Origin of the sequence: Providencia sp. wls1922 (assembly GCF_009706505.1) — a bacterium.
Taxonomy (GTDB): domain Bacteria; phylum Pseudomonadota; class Gammaproteobacteria; order Enterobacterales; family Enterobacteriaceae; genus Providencia; species Providencia lanzhouensis.
In genome coordinates, this window is record NZ_WLUG01000117.1 from 34101 (window position 1) to 49477 (window position 15377).

The window sequence follows — 15377 nt, forward strand, 5'->3', positions numbered from 1 at the left end:
TTAAGAGTAAGCTGATGTAGTGCTCAGCAAAATAGAAATACCATCAGGCTATTGTACAACGCCCACAATGGTTTTGTTATGAATAATCCTGTATTACATTATTTGGTATCTGTCATCGTTTGATACTGTATAGGATTAAATCTATTGATTAATCTATCTATTAATCATCTGTCAAATAGATGATATTCTAAATCATTCGCGCGTCATCTTATGCCGCCATCTTGATTGATATCCTCACACTGGAGAAAAAATGCGACAACTCTGGGATATTTTCGCCACTGTTTTTAAGTTTAGCTGGCGAGTCATTAATTTCATTCGACAATTTGTTTTCAACGCAATTTTCTTCGTGTTGTTATTTTTAGTGATTGGCGGTTATTCTCTCTTGCAATCCGACAGCGAGCCAGAAAAAAACTATTTTGGTGCACTGGTTGTTGATCTACAAGGGATTGTTGTTGACCAAGTCTCTTCCCCAGATCCTTTCGGACGTATGAGTCGCGAATTACTAGGTACCTCCAATAACTTAATGCAGGAAAACTCGCTATTCGATATCGTCGATACCATTCGTACCGCCGCTGACGATGACCGCATTACAGGTCTAATACTACGTTTAGATAATCTGGTGGGCGCAGATCAACCCTCCATGGCATACATCGGTAAAGCGATTGAAGAGTTTAAAGCCTCTGGGAAATCAGTCTATGCCATGGGCGATAGCTATACACAAGCTCAATATTATTTAGCGAGCTTTGCAGATGAAATTTATCTTGCACCGCATGGCGCCGTGGGTATTTACGGTTTCTCAACGGATACCCTGTATTACAAATCCTTATTAGAAAAACTCAAGGTAAGCACCCATATTTTCCGCGTTGGTACCTACAAATCTGCGGTTGAACCGATGATGCGTGATAATATGTCACCTGAAGCCCGTGAAGCTAACCTGCTTTGGTTAAATACCTTGTGGGATAACTATTTAGGCTCTATCGCAGAAAATCGCCAATCTAAAGCAGAGCAAATCTTCCCGGGAGCGGATAAACTCATTGCACAACTTCGCGCAGCCAAAGGTGATACTGCGCAATATGCTTTACAGCAAAAATTAGTGGATAAGATCTACACCCGCGAACAAGCCGAAAATGTGTTCTCTAATCAGTTTGGTTGGAATAAAGAAGATAAAACATTCAATGGCATTAGCATCTATGATTACTCCACTAAAATTGCCGATACCAGCAACAGCGACGGCAATATTGCAGTCATCGTAGTACAAGGTGCCATCATGGATGGTCCGCAAACTCCCGGTATTGCTGGTGGCGAAACCCTAGCAGCTCAAATCCGTGATGCCCGTTTAAATGAAAATATTAAAGCCATCGTATTACGTGTTAATAGCCCTGGTGGAAGTGTCAGCGCTTCTGACTTGATCCGCAGTGAATTAGCCGCAGCCCGCGCAGCGAAGAAACCTGTCGTCGTATCAATGGGTGGTATGGCCGCATCAGGCGGTTACTGGATCTCAACACCAGCTGACTACATCATTGCAAGCCCAAGCACCTTAACAGGTTCTATCGGTATCTTCGGTGTGATCAATACCTTTGAAAACTCATTAGAATCCATTGGCGTTTATACTGACGGTGTTTCGACTTCACCATTAGCGGGCGTTTCTGTCACTAAGGGGATCAGTCCTCAATTTTCCGATATGATGCAAATCACCATCGAAAATGGCTACCAAACCTTTATTGGCTTAGTCGCTCAATCTCGCCATAAAACACCAGAAGAAATCGATAAAATTGCCCAAGGTCGCGTTTGGATTGGTAAGGATGCGCTGAAGATTGGTCTAGTTGATGAACTCGGTGATTTCGATGATGCCGTTGCAAAAGCCGCTGAATTAGCGAAAGTAAAATCTGTCGAGCTGGATTGGATGCAACCTGAACTTTCCTTTATGGATCAGTTGATCCTTGAACTGACAAGCAACGTTCAAGTCATGATGCCTGATGCATTGCAAACATTCCTACCACCAGCGGTCGCTACTGATATTCGCCGCCAAGCTCAGTTTTTCTTAAAAATGAACGACCCGCAAAACCGTTACGCATTTTGCTTAAACTGCGCTGAAATTAACTAATTATTCATTTCCACCCATGGCTCCCCTCTCAAGTTAATCTTAGAGGGGCTGCCATTCGCGGTGAATGACGCTGGCGTAAACTGAAGTTTCCATCACAACAATCTGCAATATCTTGTTTTATCCATAGATTATCTCCAGCAAATAAGCCAAAATCCTTATAATCCAAATTATTCACACACAGAATTTCTTATTCATACAGAACTTCGTCTGTCATCGTTAGGTAACAAAATGCAGAAGAAATCGATTTATGTCGTTTATACGGGTGGCACCATCGGCATGCGCCATTCTCCTCAAGGCTATATTCCTGTTTCTGGTCACCTACAGGCACAATTAGCCCAAATGCCTGAGTTTCATCGCCCTGAAATGCCAACATTTACGATTCGTGAACACCAGCCATTAATCGACTCTTCGGACATTACACCGGAAGATTGGCAAAATATCGCCGATGACATCAGTGAAAATTACGATAAATATGATGGTTTTGTGATCCTACATGGCACTGATACCATGGCATTTACCGCTTCTGCGCTCTCCTTTATGTTTGAAAACTTGAAGAAGCCCATTATTGTGACAGGGTCACAAATACCACTGGAAGCCCTACGTTCCGACGGGCAAACCAACCTGCTTAATGCGCTTTATTTAGCGGCAAACTACCCGATCAACGAAGTGGGATTATTCTTCAATAACAAACTGTATCGCGGTAACCGCACAGTAAAAGCGCATGCTGATGGTTTCGAAGCGTTCACTTCGCCAAACTGCTCTCCACTGATGGAAGCCGGTATTCATATCCGTACATTCAATGCCTGCCCTGCACCGATTGGCATTGGGGAATTAAAAACTCATCGCATTACCCCGCAACCTATTGGAGTTGTCACGCTCTACCCTGGATTATCCATTGAAATCGTAAGAAATATTCTTCAACAGCCGGTTAAAGCGCTAATCTTGCGCTCTTACGGTGTCGGTAATGCTCCTCAGCAACCCGAGCTTTTACGCATCCTTCGTGAAGCAACTTCTCGCGGCATTATTGTCGTCAACCTCACCCAATGTATTTCTGGGCGTGTAAATATGGAAGGTTACGCCACAGGACATGCATTAGCAGAATCTGGAGTGATCAGTGGTTTTGATATGACTTTTGAAGCCGCATTGAGTAAATTACATTACTTACTAAGCCAAGATTATACCTCTGAGCTTATTCGAGAATTAATGCAAAATAACCTGCGTGGTGAATTAAGCTACGCTGATGAATAAGCTATAACCTACTGAGAAGAAAGATGAAATCAGCATTACTGTTAGTAGACTTACAAAATGATTTTTGTACTGGTGGTGCTCTCGCTGTAAAACAAAGCGAACAGGTTATTGAAACCGCTAACCAAGTTATTGAGCAATGCCAAAAACAGGGTATCACTGTGATCGCCAGCCAAGATTGGCATCCAGAAAACCATCTCAGTTTTGCCGTGAACTCTGGCCAGCCTATTGGTGCCCTTGGTGAACTTAATGGATTGCCACAGGTTTGGTGGCCAGTTCACTGCGTGCAAGGCTCCCATGGCGCTGATTTTCATCCAGAGCTTAATCACCAAGCTATTCAAAAGGTATTTACTAAAGGTGAAAATCCGCAAGTCGATAGCTACAGTGCCTTTTTTGATAATGACAGAGTCAGTCAAACAGAGCTGCATACATGGCTTCAGCAACAACAAATCAGCCATTTAATGATTATGGGCATTGCGACGGACTATTGTGTGAAGTTTACTGTACTGGACGCACTGAGGCTGGGCTATCGTGTTGATGTGCTAACGGATGGGTGCCGTGGCGTTAATTTAGCCCCTGAAGATAGCCAGAAGGCTTTAGCGGAAATGCAGAGTGCGGGGGCTAGTCTAATCACATCATCCCGCTAGAATGCTGTAGTAACTAGCCATGATATAGGTTTGAAATTCGCCCCGTTAGCTGACGGGGCGATATACTGACTTAGTCGTTATCCTGCGGTTTCAATGTCGCAAGTCTATCCCCTTGGAAAAGCGCTTTTAACTCTTGCTTGCTCTTCATGGTAATTTGACCGTCAGTACCGACCGTCATGTGTTCCGCATCATGGTTATGGCGTGACTGCCATAGCATCACCATCTGCAAAGTATTTTCTTTCTGCTCTGGCGTTAATGCCACACCATCTGGCCATTTACCTAACTCCACTGCAGTCACTAAACGCTGGTAAATTTCAGGGGTCATGACAGACAGTAATTGATCTATTTGTTGTGCATCCATTTCTACGCTCACGTTACGCCTCATCACATCAATCTAGTGGCAATCTCGATAATTATTCTTGCGGTGTTATATCTATAGTGTATTTTGAATAACTAGCTGAATCGTTATTGCCAAATGTATTTTGACACTTCAGCAAGCTTCAGCACGTTATCCTAGGGTCTTTTCACCCGTTTGGTCATCCGTAAAACTTAGCGATGCTGAATTTATGCAGTAACGCTGTCCTGTTGGTTGTGGGCCATCAGGAAATACATGCCCAAGATGCGCATTGCAATTACCACAACGCACTTCTATTCGATGCATACCGTGAGAAAAATCTTCGATAAATTTTATCAAACTTTCATCAATCGGTTGAAAGAAACTCGGCCATCCGCAGCCTGCATCAAATTTGGTCTCAGAAAGGAATAAAGGGGTTCCACAACAGAGGCATTCATACACGCCATCTTTACGGTTATGCAATAATTGGCCGCTAAACGGGGGCTCTGTGCCAGCGTGTTGTGTAACATGCAGCTGGACTTGGTTAAGCTTTGATAAATCAATAGCTTGCTTATCTTTATTCGACATTGATTACCTACTTTTTTTCAAAAAGATGCGCATTAAAGCGATTTTGCATCCATTTCAAGCAACAAAAACTTAACAACGCTCAGTTAAAAACTATTCTAGACTATTAAGGTTAGAACTTTACGGTTTGATTTGTGATGAGCCTCACATATATCACTGATGGATGGTTTCATTATGCTGAACAATCCCGATAATACGTGCGGCTGTATTTGCTGCTGAAGTGACTGACAAATATGCAGATAGTGGTATCAGAATTGATTTTTTTCAATAATTGACACGATTCCGCTTGACGGCTGGCAAGGTTTTGGTAACTTTAAGTACATCTTAATTCACGAAATAAAATAGCTGGTGGAAATACTATGACTATCAAAGTAGGTATTAATGGTTTTGGTCGTATCGGCCGTATCGTTTTCCGTGCTGCACAAGAGCGTTCTGACATCGAAATCGTTGCTATCAACGACCTACTCGATGCAGAGTACATGGCATACATGTTGAAATACGACTCAACTCACGGTCGTTTCAACGGTACTGTTGAAGTTAAAGATGGTCACTTAGTTGTTAACGGTAAAAAAATCCGTGTTACAGCAGAGAAAGATCCTGCGAACCTGAAATGGAACGAAGTCGGTGTTGATGTTGTTGCTGAAGCAACAGGTATCTTCCTGACTGACGAGACTGCTCGTAAACACATCCAAGCAGGCGCGAAGAAAGTTGTGTTAACTGGTCCTTCTAAAGATGACACTCCAATGTTCGTTATGGGCGTTAACCACAAAGCTTACGCAGGCCAAGAAATCGTTTCTAACGCATCTTGCACAACTAACTGCTTAGCTCCACTGGCTAAAGTTATCAACGACAAATTTGGTATCGTTGAAGGTCTGATGACCACTGTTCACGCAACCACAGCAACTCAAAAAACTGTTGATGGTCCATCTCACAAAGACTGGCGTGGTGGTCGTGGTGCTTCTCAGAACATCATCCCATCTTCAACTGGTGCTGCTAAAGCTGTAGGTAAAGTTATTCCTGAGCTGAACGGTAAACTGACTGGTATGTCTTTCCGTGTTCCAACTCCTAACGTTTCTGTTGTTGACCTGACTGCACGTCTGGCGAAACCAGCAACTTACGCACAAATCTGCGACGCTATTAAAGAAGCTGCAGAAGGCGAACTGAAAGGCGTTCTGGGTTACACTGAAGACGACGTTGTATCTACCGATTTCAACGGCGAAAAACTGACTTCAGTATTTGATGCTAAAGCAGGTATCGCTCTGAACGATAACTTTGTGAAACTGGTTTCTTGGTATGACAACGAAACTGGCTACTCTAACAAAGTTCTAGACCTGATCGCTCACATCTCTAAATAAGCGTTGTTAAGTAATCAGTGTGACTGAGCCGCCTTTTGGCGGCTCTTTTGTATCTTTCATACATTCAAAATTAAAGCCCAGCTCAATATACTCCAAGCTGCGTCCCCCGCTTCATTCAATGCCGCTTGCAGTATCGTGAGTTTGTTATATTGTTATTTCTAGTTACTGCCCTATTTATAGGCGCTGCTCTATTTATAGTCGCTGATTTAGGTCGTGATGATGGACCAACAACCACAGGCGCAAGACAATGCATGATAAAATTTTTGCTTTACCTGTTATCAAACAAATTTCCCCTTACATTACCCAACGTCAACTTGGGGATTTACCACTGATCGTCATTTCGCATCCAAAAGTGCGTGGTGCCGTGAGCTTGCAAGGTGCCCACTTAATTGACTGGCAACCCGCAGGTCAAAAACCCTGTCTTTGGCTAAGTCCCGAAAGTGCATTTAAAGAAGGGGTTGCCATTCGTGGTGGTATTCCTATTTGCTGGCCATGGTTTGGTCCTGTAAACAGCCCTAGTCACGGATTCGCCCGTATTTTACCTTGGCAATTTACGGCTCATAATGAGCATGATTGTGGTGTGATCCTCACCTTTACCCTGACGGACAACGAATACACCCGCAAATTATGGCCTCATGAGTTCACGCTGATTTTACGTATGAAGCTCGGGGAAACCTGCGAGCTTGAGTTAGAAAGTTATGGTGACTTCGAGGCTACCGCTGCATTACACAGCTATTTCAATATCAGTGATATCCAGAAAGCCACCGTTTATGGTCTTGGTGGACATTACATTGATAAAGTGGCTGACAGAGAAGCCTATATTTCAGAGCCGCTGAAATTTAATAAGCACACTGACCGCATATATACCGAGCCGGAAGAATACAGCTTATTGCGTGATGATGGCTGGAATCGCACCATTGAGTTACATCATTATCATCACAGTGATGTGGTGTGCTGGAACCCTTGGGCAGAATTATCGTGTAGCATGCAGGATATGCCTAATAATGGTTACAAACAGATGGTTTGTGTAGAAACAGCTCGCATTCATATGCCAATGAAATCCGAAGCGCAAAACCCTTCTCGCCTTTCTCTCGTGATGGTATGCCGCGAAAATAAACCGCAGCCACAGCAAGAACAATAAACATAAAACCAAACGTAAAATAAGTGTAAGAATAAATGCAAAAATATAACCCCAAAACAGCCTAGCCATTTTGGGGTTTTTTATTCTATTCCAGTGTATGAATTAGAAGGTGTAAGTCACACCGCTCCACATAATCGCCGAATAAGATTTATTGACCATTGGGCTGTCTTTTACTTCACTAGACAGTTTATCAACACGGCCCAGTGCAAACAGAGACCAGCTGTCTGTCATTTTGTAATTAGCTGACAGCTCCACATACGGTGTCCAGCTTGAGTTTGGTTCATAACGCTTTAATCCGCTGTTGGCAGATTCTTTGGATGTCACACCGAACTCATAACGGTTCAGTTTCGCGCTATCCCACTTGATACCTACACCTGGCGTTAAAGACCAGTTATCACCTTTAAATGCATACAGGTAAGCTGCTTCTGCACGCATCCCTTCGCTTTCCCATAACATGTCGAGAGAGCCATTGAAACGCAATGTACCCCAGTCAGCATTATGACGGTAAGTAAAGCCACCCATCACAGTATCGCGACGACGATCCAGCTTACGCATGTCAGCATCATCATTATCTTTTGGTTTAAAGAAATGTGGGTAGTAGTATGCATCTAAAGACAACTGGTCAACTTTATCATTCCATAGGTAATAACCTACAGCCAAAGTACGGAAGTAAAAATTTTCACTTTCATAATTTACAACGGGAACAGGCGAAATATAGTCGCTCGTTTTGATGCCTTTATACGGTGTTGCTTGCGCTAATACAGAGCCTCCAACAGACCAAGTTCCAGCAAACGCAGCACTTGAAGCCGCACTTAACGCAATGGCAAGTGAGGTTATTTTGATTGTTTTAGACATTTTAAATTAAACCCAAATTATTCAGATGAAGTTAACAATAAACAATGAATAACGTGGGAAATTTCACCCACGTTAATGAGATGGTTCACATTTAAAGCTAAATTCCCTTAATTGTCTATCTTTCTCAACAAAGAATCTATGCCAAGTGAATGAATCGAGATGCTTTTTTATTAAAAATCAATAGGTACTCGACGTGCTAGCGCACATAATAATTCGTAACCGATTGTGCCCGCCGACTGTGCCACATCATCAACAGGTAAGTTCTCGCCCCACAACTCTACTTGAGAGCCAATAGCCGCTTCAGGACAGTCACTAATATCGATCGTTAGCATATCCATAGAAACAGCACCTAACAACGCACAACGCTGTCCGTGACACCAAACTGGCGTTCCAGTTGGCGCATGACGAGGATAGCCATCAGCATAACCACAAGCGACCGTCGCGATACGCATCGGTTTTCCTGACGTAAACCTGCTACCGTAACCAATGGATTGACCTGCTTCAATATCATGGACTGCAATAATTTCAGATTGTAACGTCATCACCGCTTTTAAACCATATTCAGCAATATCGCCCCATTTGCCACTCGGAGACGCACCATACAGCACAATCCCAGCACGAACCCAATCATAATGAGTATTTTTATGCCATAAAACTGCACCCGAATTTGCAATGCAAGTCGGCAGTGATAACGGTGAAAATTGCTGGATTTTCGCTAACGGCACTTGTGTTCCTTCTACCAAATCTGAATTTGCAAAATGGCTCATTAGTGTCACATCAGCGACATTTTCCATTTGGTTCAGTTGAGACACAATATCCGCATACTCATCTACCGAAAAACCTAGGCGATTCATTCCACTATTGAGCTTAATATACACAGAAATAGGTTTGCTTAGTGGAGCTTGCTCAATGGCAGCTAACTGCCAGCGACTGTGTACGCTGGTTGTTAACTGATACTGGTCAATAACGGCCAAATCATCGGCTTGGAAGAAACCTTCCAATAATAAAATTGGTCCCTTCCACCCTTCATTTCGCAATAAAATGGCTTCATGGAGATCTAAAACGGCAAAACCATCAGAATCTTTTAGTCCACGCCAAATTCGTTTAATACCATGACCATAACCATCTGCTTTCATGACTGACCAGATCTTCGCTTGACCAATTTTCTGGCGGATCACTGCTAAATTATGCTCTAAATTATGTTGATGAATGACAGCACGAATTGGGCGTGGCATTGCGATTCCTTATTATTGATATTTTGCGTCGCTCAATTAACGCGCAGGCGATAAATGACCAGTACTGACTAATTTCGTATTAAAACCATCGGTATACCTAAATACCGATAAATCATCCGCCGCGATGTCTGGCGTATTCCCTGAAATTAAGTCAGCCAACAATTTGCCAGAGCCGCAAGCCATTGTCCAACCTAAGGTTCCATGTCCCGTATTCAAATATAAATTGCTAAATTCTGTCGGTCCGACAATAGGGGTGCCATCTGGTGTCATTGGACGCAATCCTGTCCAAAATTGCGCTTGGCTAATATCGCCACCACCTTGGTAAAGGTCTTGCACTACCATTTTCAGGGTTTCACAACGTTTTTTCAGTACATCAAGATTAAAACCAACCACTTCCGCCATTCCCCCGACGCGAATACGCTGATCAAAGCGTGTCACTGCAATTTTGTAAGTTTCATCCAACACTGTAGAAACAGGGGCGCGTGATTCATCGATGATTGGCATCGTCAATGAGTAACCTTTCAGAGGGTAAACCGGAATTTTCACCAATTGCTGCAATATCTGTGTGGAATATGACCCCATGGCAACGACATATTGATCCGCCAGCAAAATCTCGCCGTCGACCTTAATGCCGCTAATGCGCTTACCATCCGTTAAAATTTGCTCCACATGACAACCAAAACGGAATGTTACCCCGGCTTGCTCCGCCATTTTTGCCAGTTTTTTAGTAAATTGCTGGCAATCCCCCGTTTCATCGTTTGGTAAGCGTAGCCCCCCTGTCAGCTTATGTTTTACAAAAGCCAATGCAGGCTCAGCCGTAATGAGCTGTTCTGAGGTCAGTAATTCGTATGGCACACCTTCTTGCTGTAAAACCGCAATATCATTGGCAGCATTATCAAACTGTTTTGCGGTTCTAAACAACTGTAACGTACCGCCTTGGCGACCTTCATAGCCAATACCAGTATCTGCTCTAAGTTGGCGTATACAATCACGACTATATTCTGCGATTCGCACCATACGGCTTTTGTTCATGGTGTAGTGCTGCATGTCGCAGTTTTTCAGCATTTGCCACATCCAACGCAATTGGAACAGGCTACCGTCGGGTTTGATCGCTAAAGGAGCATGTTTTTCAAACATCCATTTTACGGCTTTAAGAGGTATCCCCGGCGCCCCCCAAGGGGTTGCATATCCTGGAGAAATTTGTCCAGCATTTCCTGCACTGGTTTCTTCAGCCACATCAAGCTGTCTATCAATGACGCAAACTTCATGCCCTTCTTGTGCTAGATACCACGCAGTGGTAACACCAATAACGCCAGCACCTAAAACGAGAACTTTCATAGAACCCCTCAAGAGAACAAAATGGAATTACTGTTAGCATAATATTCTAGTTTTTATTTTCCAATACAGTTGATTAACATTTTTAACAAAAAAGACAATAAAGCTGATTAAGCGCCTTTTAAATTTGCAATGCAGCTTATTATTTCAGGTTAAAAATCCTCGAAAAAATATATCCAATTGAATTGGATACAATTAATTTAAAGACCACTTCCAAAAAAAAATAAAATTCAATATTTTGTGCTTTAATTTGAGTGCAATATATTATGTGCCAATTTAATTAACTTCATGGTCACTTCACTTAATACTGAAAAGTTATAATTCTCTAGGTTATTCAACTGAAATATCTGTAGTGATTGATATTCCTATCCAACATAAATTCAAAAAGTTAATTAAAGGGGGTAGCAACATGATGAGAAAGATCTTTTCTGTAGGACGATTAATGGGGATAGGTGCTATTTTGTTTTTATTCGCTCATATGAGTTTTGCAGCAGTGCTTTGTGACCCTGTAGGAAAAATACGTATTGAGATAGATGGAGACAATGTCTGTTTTAGCACAACCCGCATACCTGAATGTCCAATTTATGCATTACCAGCAACCACAAGTAGATTAAAAGTAGGTTTCCACTGTCTAATAAATGATGACTCTATAAATTTGTCAGATGATAATTTTATAGATAGGGTGGTTAAAGAATTATCAAACAAAGAAATCGATCATTACAACATCGTTACGATAGATGACTCCTGCACTTGCTTACTAAATTAATATTTGGAATATGACTAATAGCAATAAAAAAGCCAGCGCTAAGCACTGGCTCTTATCGGAAAAGAAGTAATGAATTAAATATTATTTGCGAGATCAGATGGCATATTGCTTTGCATATTGTGCCAGATTACCCCGCTATCTTTACCATAGTTTCTGACGCAATCCATAATACGGTCATAAGCTTGCTCGCGACATAAATTGCTTAGCTGTTGATAAAAGCTTAACGCTAAACGACGCGCTTCAGGGTTAGAGAAATAATAACGCCCAACACGGGTGTATAACCCTCGTAATCCATTAATAATTAAGCCGTAGATTGGGTTGCCTGATGCAAATGCCAGACCACGGAAAATATTGTAATCCAAATCGCTAAATGCATCCGAATTGTCTTCAACCTTATCTTTACCCGATAACACTTCTAATGAGGCTTCCGGATCATTACGAAATGCTGTACGAATAAAAATAGCAGCGATATTAGTACGTACTGCCAATAAGTTATCAATTAGCTGAGGCACGCGGTCGTGATCAAGCTTTGCCAGCGTTTCCAGAATATTTAATCCTGACGTTTCCCAGTAGTTATTGACCTTGGTTGGCTTACCATGTTGAATAGTTAACCACCCGTCACGGGCTAAACGCTGTAAAACTTCACGTAATGTCGTACGGGTTACGCCGATTAATTCAGATAGCTCACGCTCCGCGGGTAAGATAGATCCTGGAGGAAAACGATTGTTCCAAATACTCTCAATAATATACTCTTCCGCAAAACCTGCCGGACTTTGAGCTTTAATAACCATATTTTTATTATTCCAAACATTTTTAGACGGACTACGCGAAAGCATACCAGATTGTCACAATCTGAGATAGTTAGCTTTCCAATAAACCGTAGGTGAATCGTAAAAACCCCATATAATTAATGGATTATCTATTAGCAAATAAGCTTAAATTCTATAAAAGATAAGAGTAGTATGTAACGCGCTGTCACACAACACCAGTTAAAGAGGATTAAAAATCATAATGGATTTTAGTTTAAGAAGAGCATTCTTGAAGAATTTTTTGGGAAATTCTCCAGATTGGTACAAACTTGCTATCATTTTGTTCTTAATAATAAACCCAATTGTTTTCTACTTTGTTAACCCGTTTATCGCCGGTTGGTTACTCGTCATTGAATTTATTTTCACCTTGGCGATGGCACTAAAATGCTACCCATTACAACCTGGTGGTCTATTAGCCATTGAAGCTGTGCTAATTGGTATGACTTCTCCTGCACAGATTTCTCATGAAATCAGTAATAACCTTGAAGTAGTTCTGTTACTGATCTTTATGGTAGCTGGCATCTACTTTATGAAGCAACTTCTGTTATTTGTGTTTACGAAGCTGTTAATAAACGTCCGTTCTAAACGAATTTTAGCGTTGTCATTTTGCTTAGCAAGTGCGTTTTTATCCGCTTTTTTAGATGCTTTAACCGTCATTGCTGTGGTCATTAGCGTTTCTATTGGTTTCTACTCTATTTACCATCAATATGCATCTAGCCAACCTAGCAATACGGATCTACAAAATGATTCCTTCATTGATACGGTTGAGAAAAAGCAGACGCTGGAACAGTTCCGTGCGTTCTTACGTAGCCTAATGATGCATGCGGGTATCGGTACTGCCCTTGGCGGCGTAATGACCATGGTGGGTGAACCACAAAACCTGATCATCGCAAAACATGTTGAGTGGGATTTTATTACCTTCTATCTGCGGATGGCGCCTGTCACTATCCCCGTTTTCTTATGTGGGCTGGTAGTCTGCTTCCTCGTTGAGAAGTTCAAAGTATTTGGGTACGGGGCTGAATTGCCCGATACCGTGCGCCAAGTATTAACCGAACACGATAAAAAAATGAGTGCTAAACGCAGTAAAAAAGAGCAAGCACAGCTTATCGTTCAAGGCCTTATCGGTATTTGGCTAATTCTCGCGCTGGCATTTCACCTTGCCGAAGTGGGTCTGATTGGTCTGTCCGTAATCATTCTTGCCACGACATTCTGTGGGATCACTGAGGAACACGCACTCGGGAAAGCCTTTGAAGAAGCCTTGCCGTTTACTGCCCTACTGACGGTCTTTTTCAGCGTTGTCGCCGTGATCATTGATCAGCAGCTATTTACGCCATTTATTCAGTATGTACTGCAATCCTCTGAATCATCGCAACTGTCCCTATTCTATCTGTTTAACGGGTTGCTCTCTGCGGTATCAGATAACGTGTTTGTCGGTACCGTGTATATTACTGAAGCATTGAAAGCCGCTAACGCAGGCTTAATTTCAGCCGAGCAATATCAGCACTTAGCGGTCGCCATTAACACCGGAACAAACTTACCGTCGGTTGCAACGCCAAATGGACAAGCCGCCTTCTTGTTCCTGTTAACCTCAGCACTGTCTCCGCTGATTCGTCTGTCTTACGGTCGAATGGTGTGGATGGCATTACCATTTACGGTTGTAATGACAATCGTCGGTCTGTTAGGTGTTGAGCTATGGCTTATCCCATTAACTGATTGGATGGAAAGCTTAGGGTTAATTTCTATTCCACGTTGATCAATATTGATTGTTCAGATTCTGGATTTAAAGCCGCATATTTATGCGGCTGAGGTTGATGACAAAGAGGGATAAAAGCGTGGTTTTTCCCTCTTTGTGTTATCAGGCGAAAATCAATAAATTGATTTTCCTCGTTAATATTACAACCCAAAAGAGCCACTTCCAAACCTGATGGGCTTGGAAATGGTCTGAGCCGCATATTTATGCGGCTTTTTTTTGTAATAAAACGTAAAAACTAAGCTAATCTTATTCTAATCTGATTTTGCTGCTTTTTTTATCACCCAGATAGAGGCAAAATAAGCCGATTATTGATGAAGGGAATTTATTATGTTCAGATTTTTTAATTACTGTTCTCAAGGACGGTCAGCCTGGCTACTTATGGCATTCACTGCTTTTATGCTTGAATGTGCCGCTCTGTATTTCCAACATATTATGAAACTGCAACCTTGTGTAATGTGTATCTATGAACGCGTTGCATTGATGGGAATTATTGCGGCCGGTTTAATCGGAGCGATTGCACCGAAAAGCACCGTCGTTAAAGTGATTGCGATTGTGGTTTGGCTGTATGCGGGTTGGCGTGGATTAGACCTTTCATGGGAACATACCATGCTGCAACTATACCCATCTCCGTTTGCATCGTGTGATTTCTTTGTTAATTTCCCAGACTGGTTACCACTTCAAGAATGGGTACCTTCTGTGTTTGAAGCGACAGGTGATTGTGCGGTTAGACAGTGGGCATTCTTAGGGTTAGACATGCCGCAGTGGTTAGTCGGTATTTTTGCAGCTTACATCTTAGTTGGCATCATCGTTGCGATCAGCCTCTTCTTCCCAAGCAAAAAATAGCCTTTCTTTTTCGCCCATCAACTGTGCTTGATGGGCGATTCAAATCATTAGCTCACAAAAATACTTAGATACACGCCCCGCTACGGATTGCCGAAACGGCACAACGACGCCCATTTGCAAATTGGCAAACTGGGGTCTTTTCACCATTGAGTTCTAAATTCAGTGAAGGCAGCCCACCAGCAGAAGTACATGCCTCTTGAGCACCGGGACCTAAATTCACCACTTGCTGAGCATATTGAGAACCGGACGTTTCTGCTCTTGTCATTTTACTGTTATCAGGGCTACTGCACGCTGAAAGTAAAATGGATAATACGGTAGCTGAACCCATTGCCACGACTGTTTTTAACAGCGCCTGACCTTTCCTTTTCAT

General features: G+C 42.3%; 15 protein-coding genes. 8 read left to right on the forward strand and 7 right to left on the reverse strand.

Translation table 11 applies throughout. From position 1 onward, the window contains the following. The first annotated feature begins 250 nt into the window (after positions 1-250). From sppA to pncA, 3 genes are all read left to right on the forward strand, one after another. Positions 251-2104 carry a signal peptide peptidase SppA gene (sppA, locus tag GKR71_RS18730; RefSeq protein ID WP_036956479.1) on the forward strand — a complete coding sequence of 618 codons (1854 nt, stop codon included), beginning with the start codon at positions 251-253 and terminating at the stop codon, positions 2102-2104. Between the two features lie 228 nt (positions 2105-2332). Then, a complete protein-coding gene (gene ansA, locus GKR71_RS18735; RefSeq protein WP_036956478.1) occupies positions 2333-3352 on the forward strand; it encodes an asparaginase in 1020 nt (339 codons plus the stop codon). Between the two features lie 23 nt (positions 3353-3375). After that, positions 3376-3996 carry a bifunctional nicotinamidase/pyrazinamidase gene (gene pncA / locus GKR71_RS18740; protein WP_108478065.1) on the forward strand — a complete coding sequence of 207 codons (621 nt, stop codon included), beginning with the start codon at positions 3376-3378 and terminating at the stop codon, positions 3994-3996. 70 nt (positions 3997-4066) lie between these two features. Here the strand turns inward: pncA and GKR71_RS18745 are convergent, their stop codons facing one another. Both GKR71_RS18745 and msrB read right to left on the reverse strand, forming a co-directional pair. Further along, a complete protein-coding gene (locus GKR71_RS18745) occupies positions 4067-4357 on the reverse strand; it encodes a YeaC family protein (RefSeq protein ID WP_187129838.1) in 291 nt (96 codons plus the stop codon). A gap of 147 nt (positions 4358-4504) precedes the next feature. Then, positions 4505-4918, reverse strand: coding sequence for a peptide-methionine (R)-S-oxide reductase MsrB (msrB, locus tag GKR71_RS18750; protein ID WP_036956472.1), 414 nt, complete (start codon positions 4916-4918; stop codon positions 4505-4507). Between the two features lie 356 nt (positions 4919-5274). Here msrB and gapA point away from each other — a divergent pair, with 356 nt between their 5' ends. Further along, complete coding sequence (gene gapA, locus GKR71_RS18755) at positions 5275-6270, forward strand: glyceraldehyde-3-phosphate dehydrogenase (protein ID WP_006658762.1); 996 nt, start codon at positions 5275-5277, stop codon at positions 6268-6270. 247 nt (positions 6271-6517) lie between these two features. Further along, the gene (locus GKR71_RS18760; protein ID WP_036956471.1) at positions 6518-7411 is read left to right on the forward strand and encodes a D-hexose-6-phosphate mutarotase; all 894 of its coding nucleotides are present in this window, start codon (positions 6518-6520) and stop codon (positions 7409-7411) included. A 102-nt stretch (positions 7412-7513) separates the two neighbouring features. Here the strand turns inward: GKR71_RS18760 and GKR71_RS18765 are convergent, their stop codons facing one another. The 3 genes from GKR71_RS18765 to GKR71_RS18775 form a co-directional block, all read right to left on the reverse strand. Continuing rightward, positions 7514-8266 (reverse strand): MipA/OmpV family protein, encoded by a 753-nt coding sequence (locus GKR71_RS18765; protein WP_036956469.1) that lies wholly within the window; start codon positions 8264-8266, stop codon positions 7514-7516. A gap of 170 nt (positions 8267-8436) precedes the next feature. After that, positions 8437-9501: an alanine racemase gene (gene alr, locus GKR71_RS18770; RefSeq protein WP_036956467.1), complete on the reverse strand. Its 1065-nt coding sequence runs from the start codon at positions 9499-9501 to the stop codon at positions 8437-8439. A 36-nt stretch (positions 9502-9537) separates the two neighbouring features. Beyond that, on the reverse strand, positions 9538-10839 hold the full coding sequence (locus GKR71_RS18775) for a D-amino acid dehydrogenase (protein WP_154599218.1): 1302 nt from the start codon (positions 10837-10839) through the stop codon (positions 9538-9540). Between the two features lie 406 nt (positions 10840-11245). Between GKR71_RS18775 and GKR71_RS18780 the strand changes: the two genes are divergently transcribed. Next, positions 11246-11602 (forward strand): hypothetical protein, encoded by a 357-nt coding sequence (locus GKR71_RS18780; RefSeq protein ID WP_154634683.1) that lies wholly within the window; start codon positions 11246-11248, stop codon positions 11600-11602. Between the two features lie 74 nt (positions 11603-11676). Here GKR71_RS18780 and fadR read toward each other — a convergent pair whose 3' ends face one another. Beyond that, positions 11677-12393 carry a fatty acid metabolism transcriptional regulator FadR gene (fadR, locus tag GKR71_RS18785; RefSeq protein WP_036956460.1) on the reverse strand — a complete coding sequence of 239 codons (717 nt, stop codon included), beginning with the start codon at positions 12391-12393 and terminating at the stop codon, positions 11677-11679. A gap of 220 nt (positions 12394-12613) precedes the next feature. On the opposite strand from fadR, the gene nhaB reads away from it, so the two are divergent. Together nhaB and dsbB are read left to right on the forward strand one after the other, a co-directional pair. Then, positions 12614-14164 (forward strand): sodium/proton antiporter NhaB, encoded by a 1551-nt coding sequence (nhaB, locus tag GKR71_RS18790; protein ID WP_036956457.1) that lies wholly within the window; start codon positions 12614-12616, stop codon positions 14162-14164. Between the two features lie 327 nt (positions 14165-14491). Then, positions 14492-15007 carry a disulfide bond formation protein DsbB gene (gene dsbB / locus GKR71_RS18795; protein WP_036954894.1) on the forward strand — a complete coding sequence of 172 codons (516 nt, stop codon included), beginning with the start codon at positions 14492-14494 and terminating at the stop codon, positions 15005-15007. Positions 15008-15071: 64 nt separating this feature from the next. On the opposite strand, the gene GKR71_RS18800 is transcribed toward dsbB, so the two are convergent. Further along, entirely contained in the window at positions 15072-15377 is a 306-nt protein-coding gene (locus GKR71_RS18800; protein WP_036954891.1) for a DUF333 domain-containing protein, read from the reverse strand.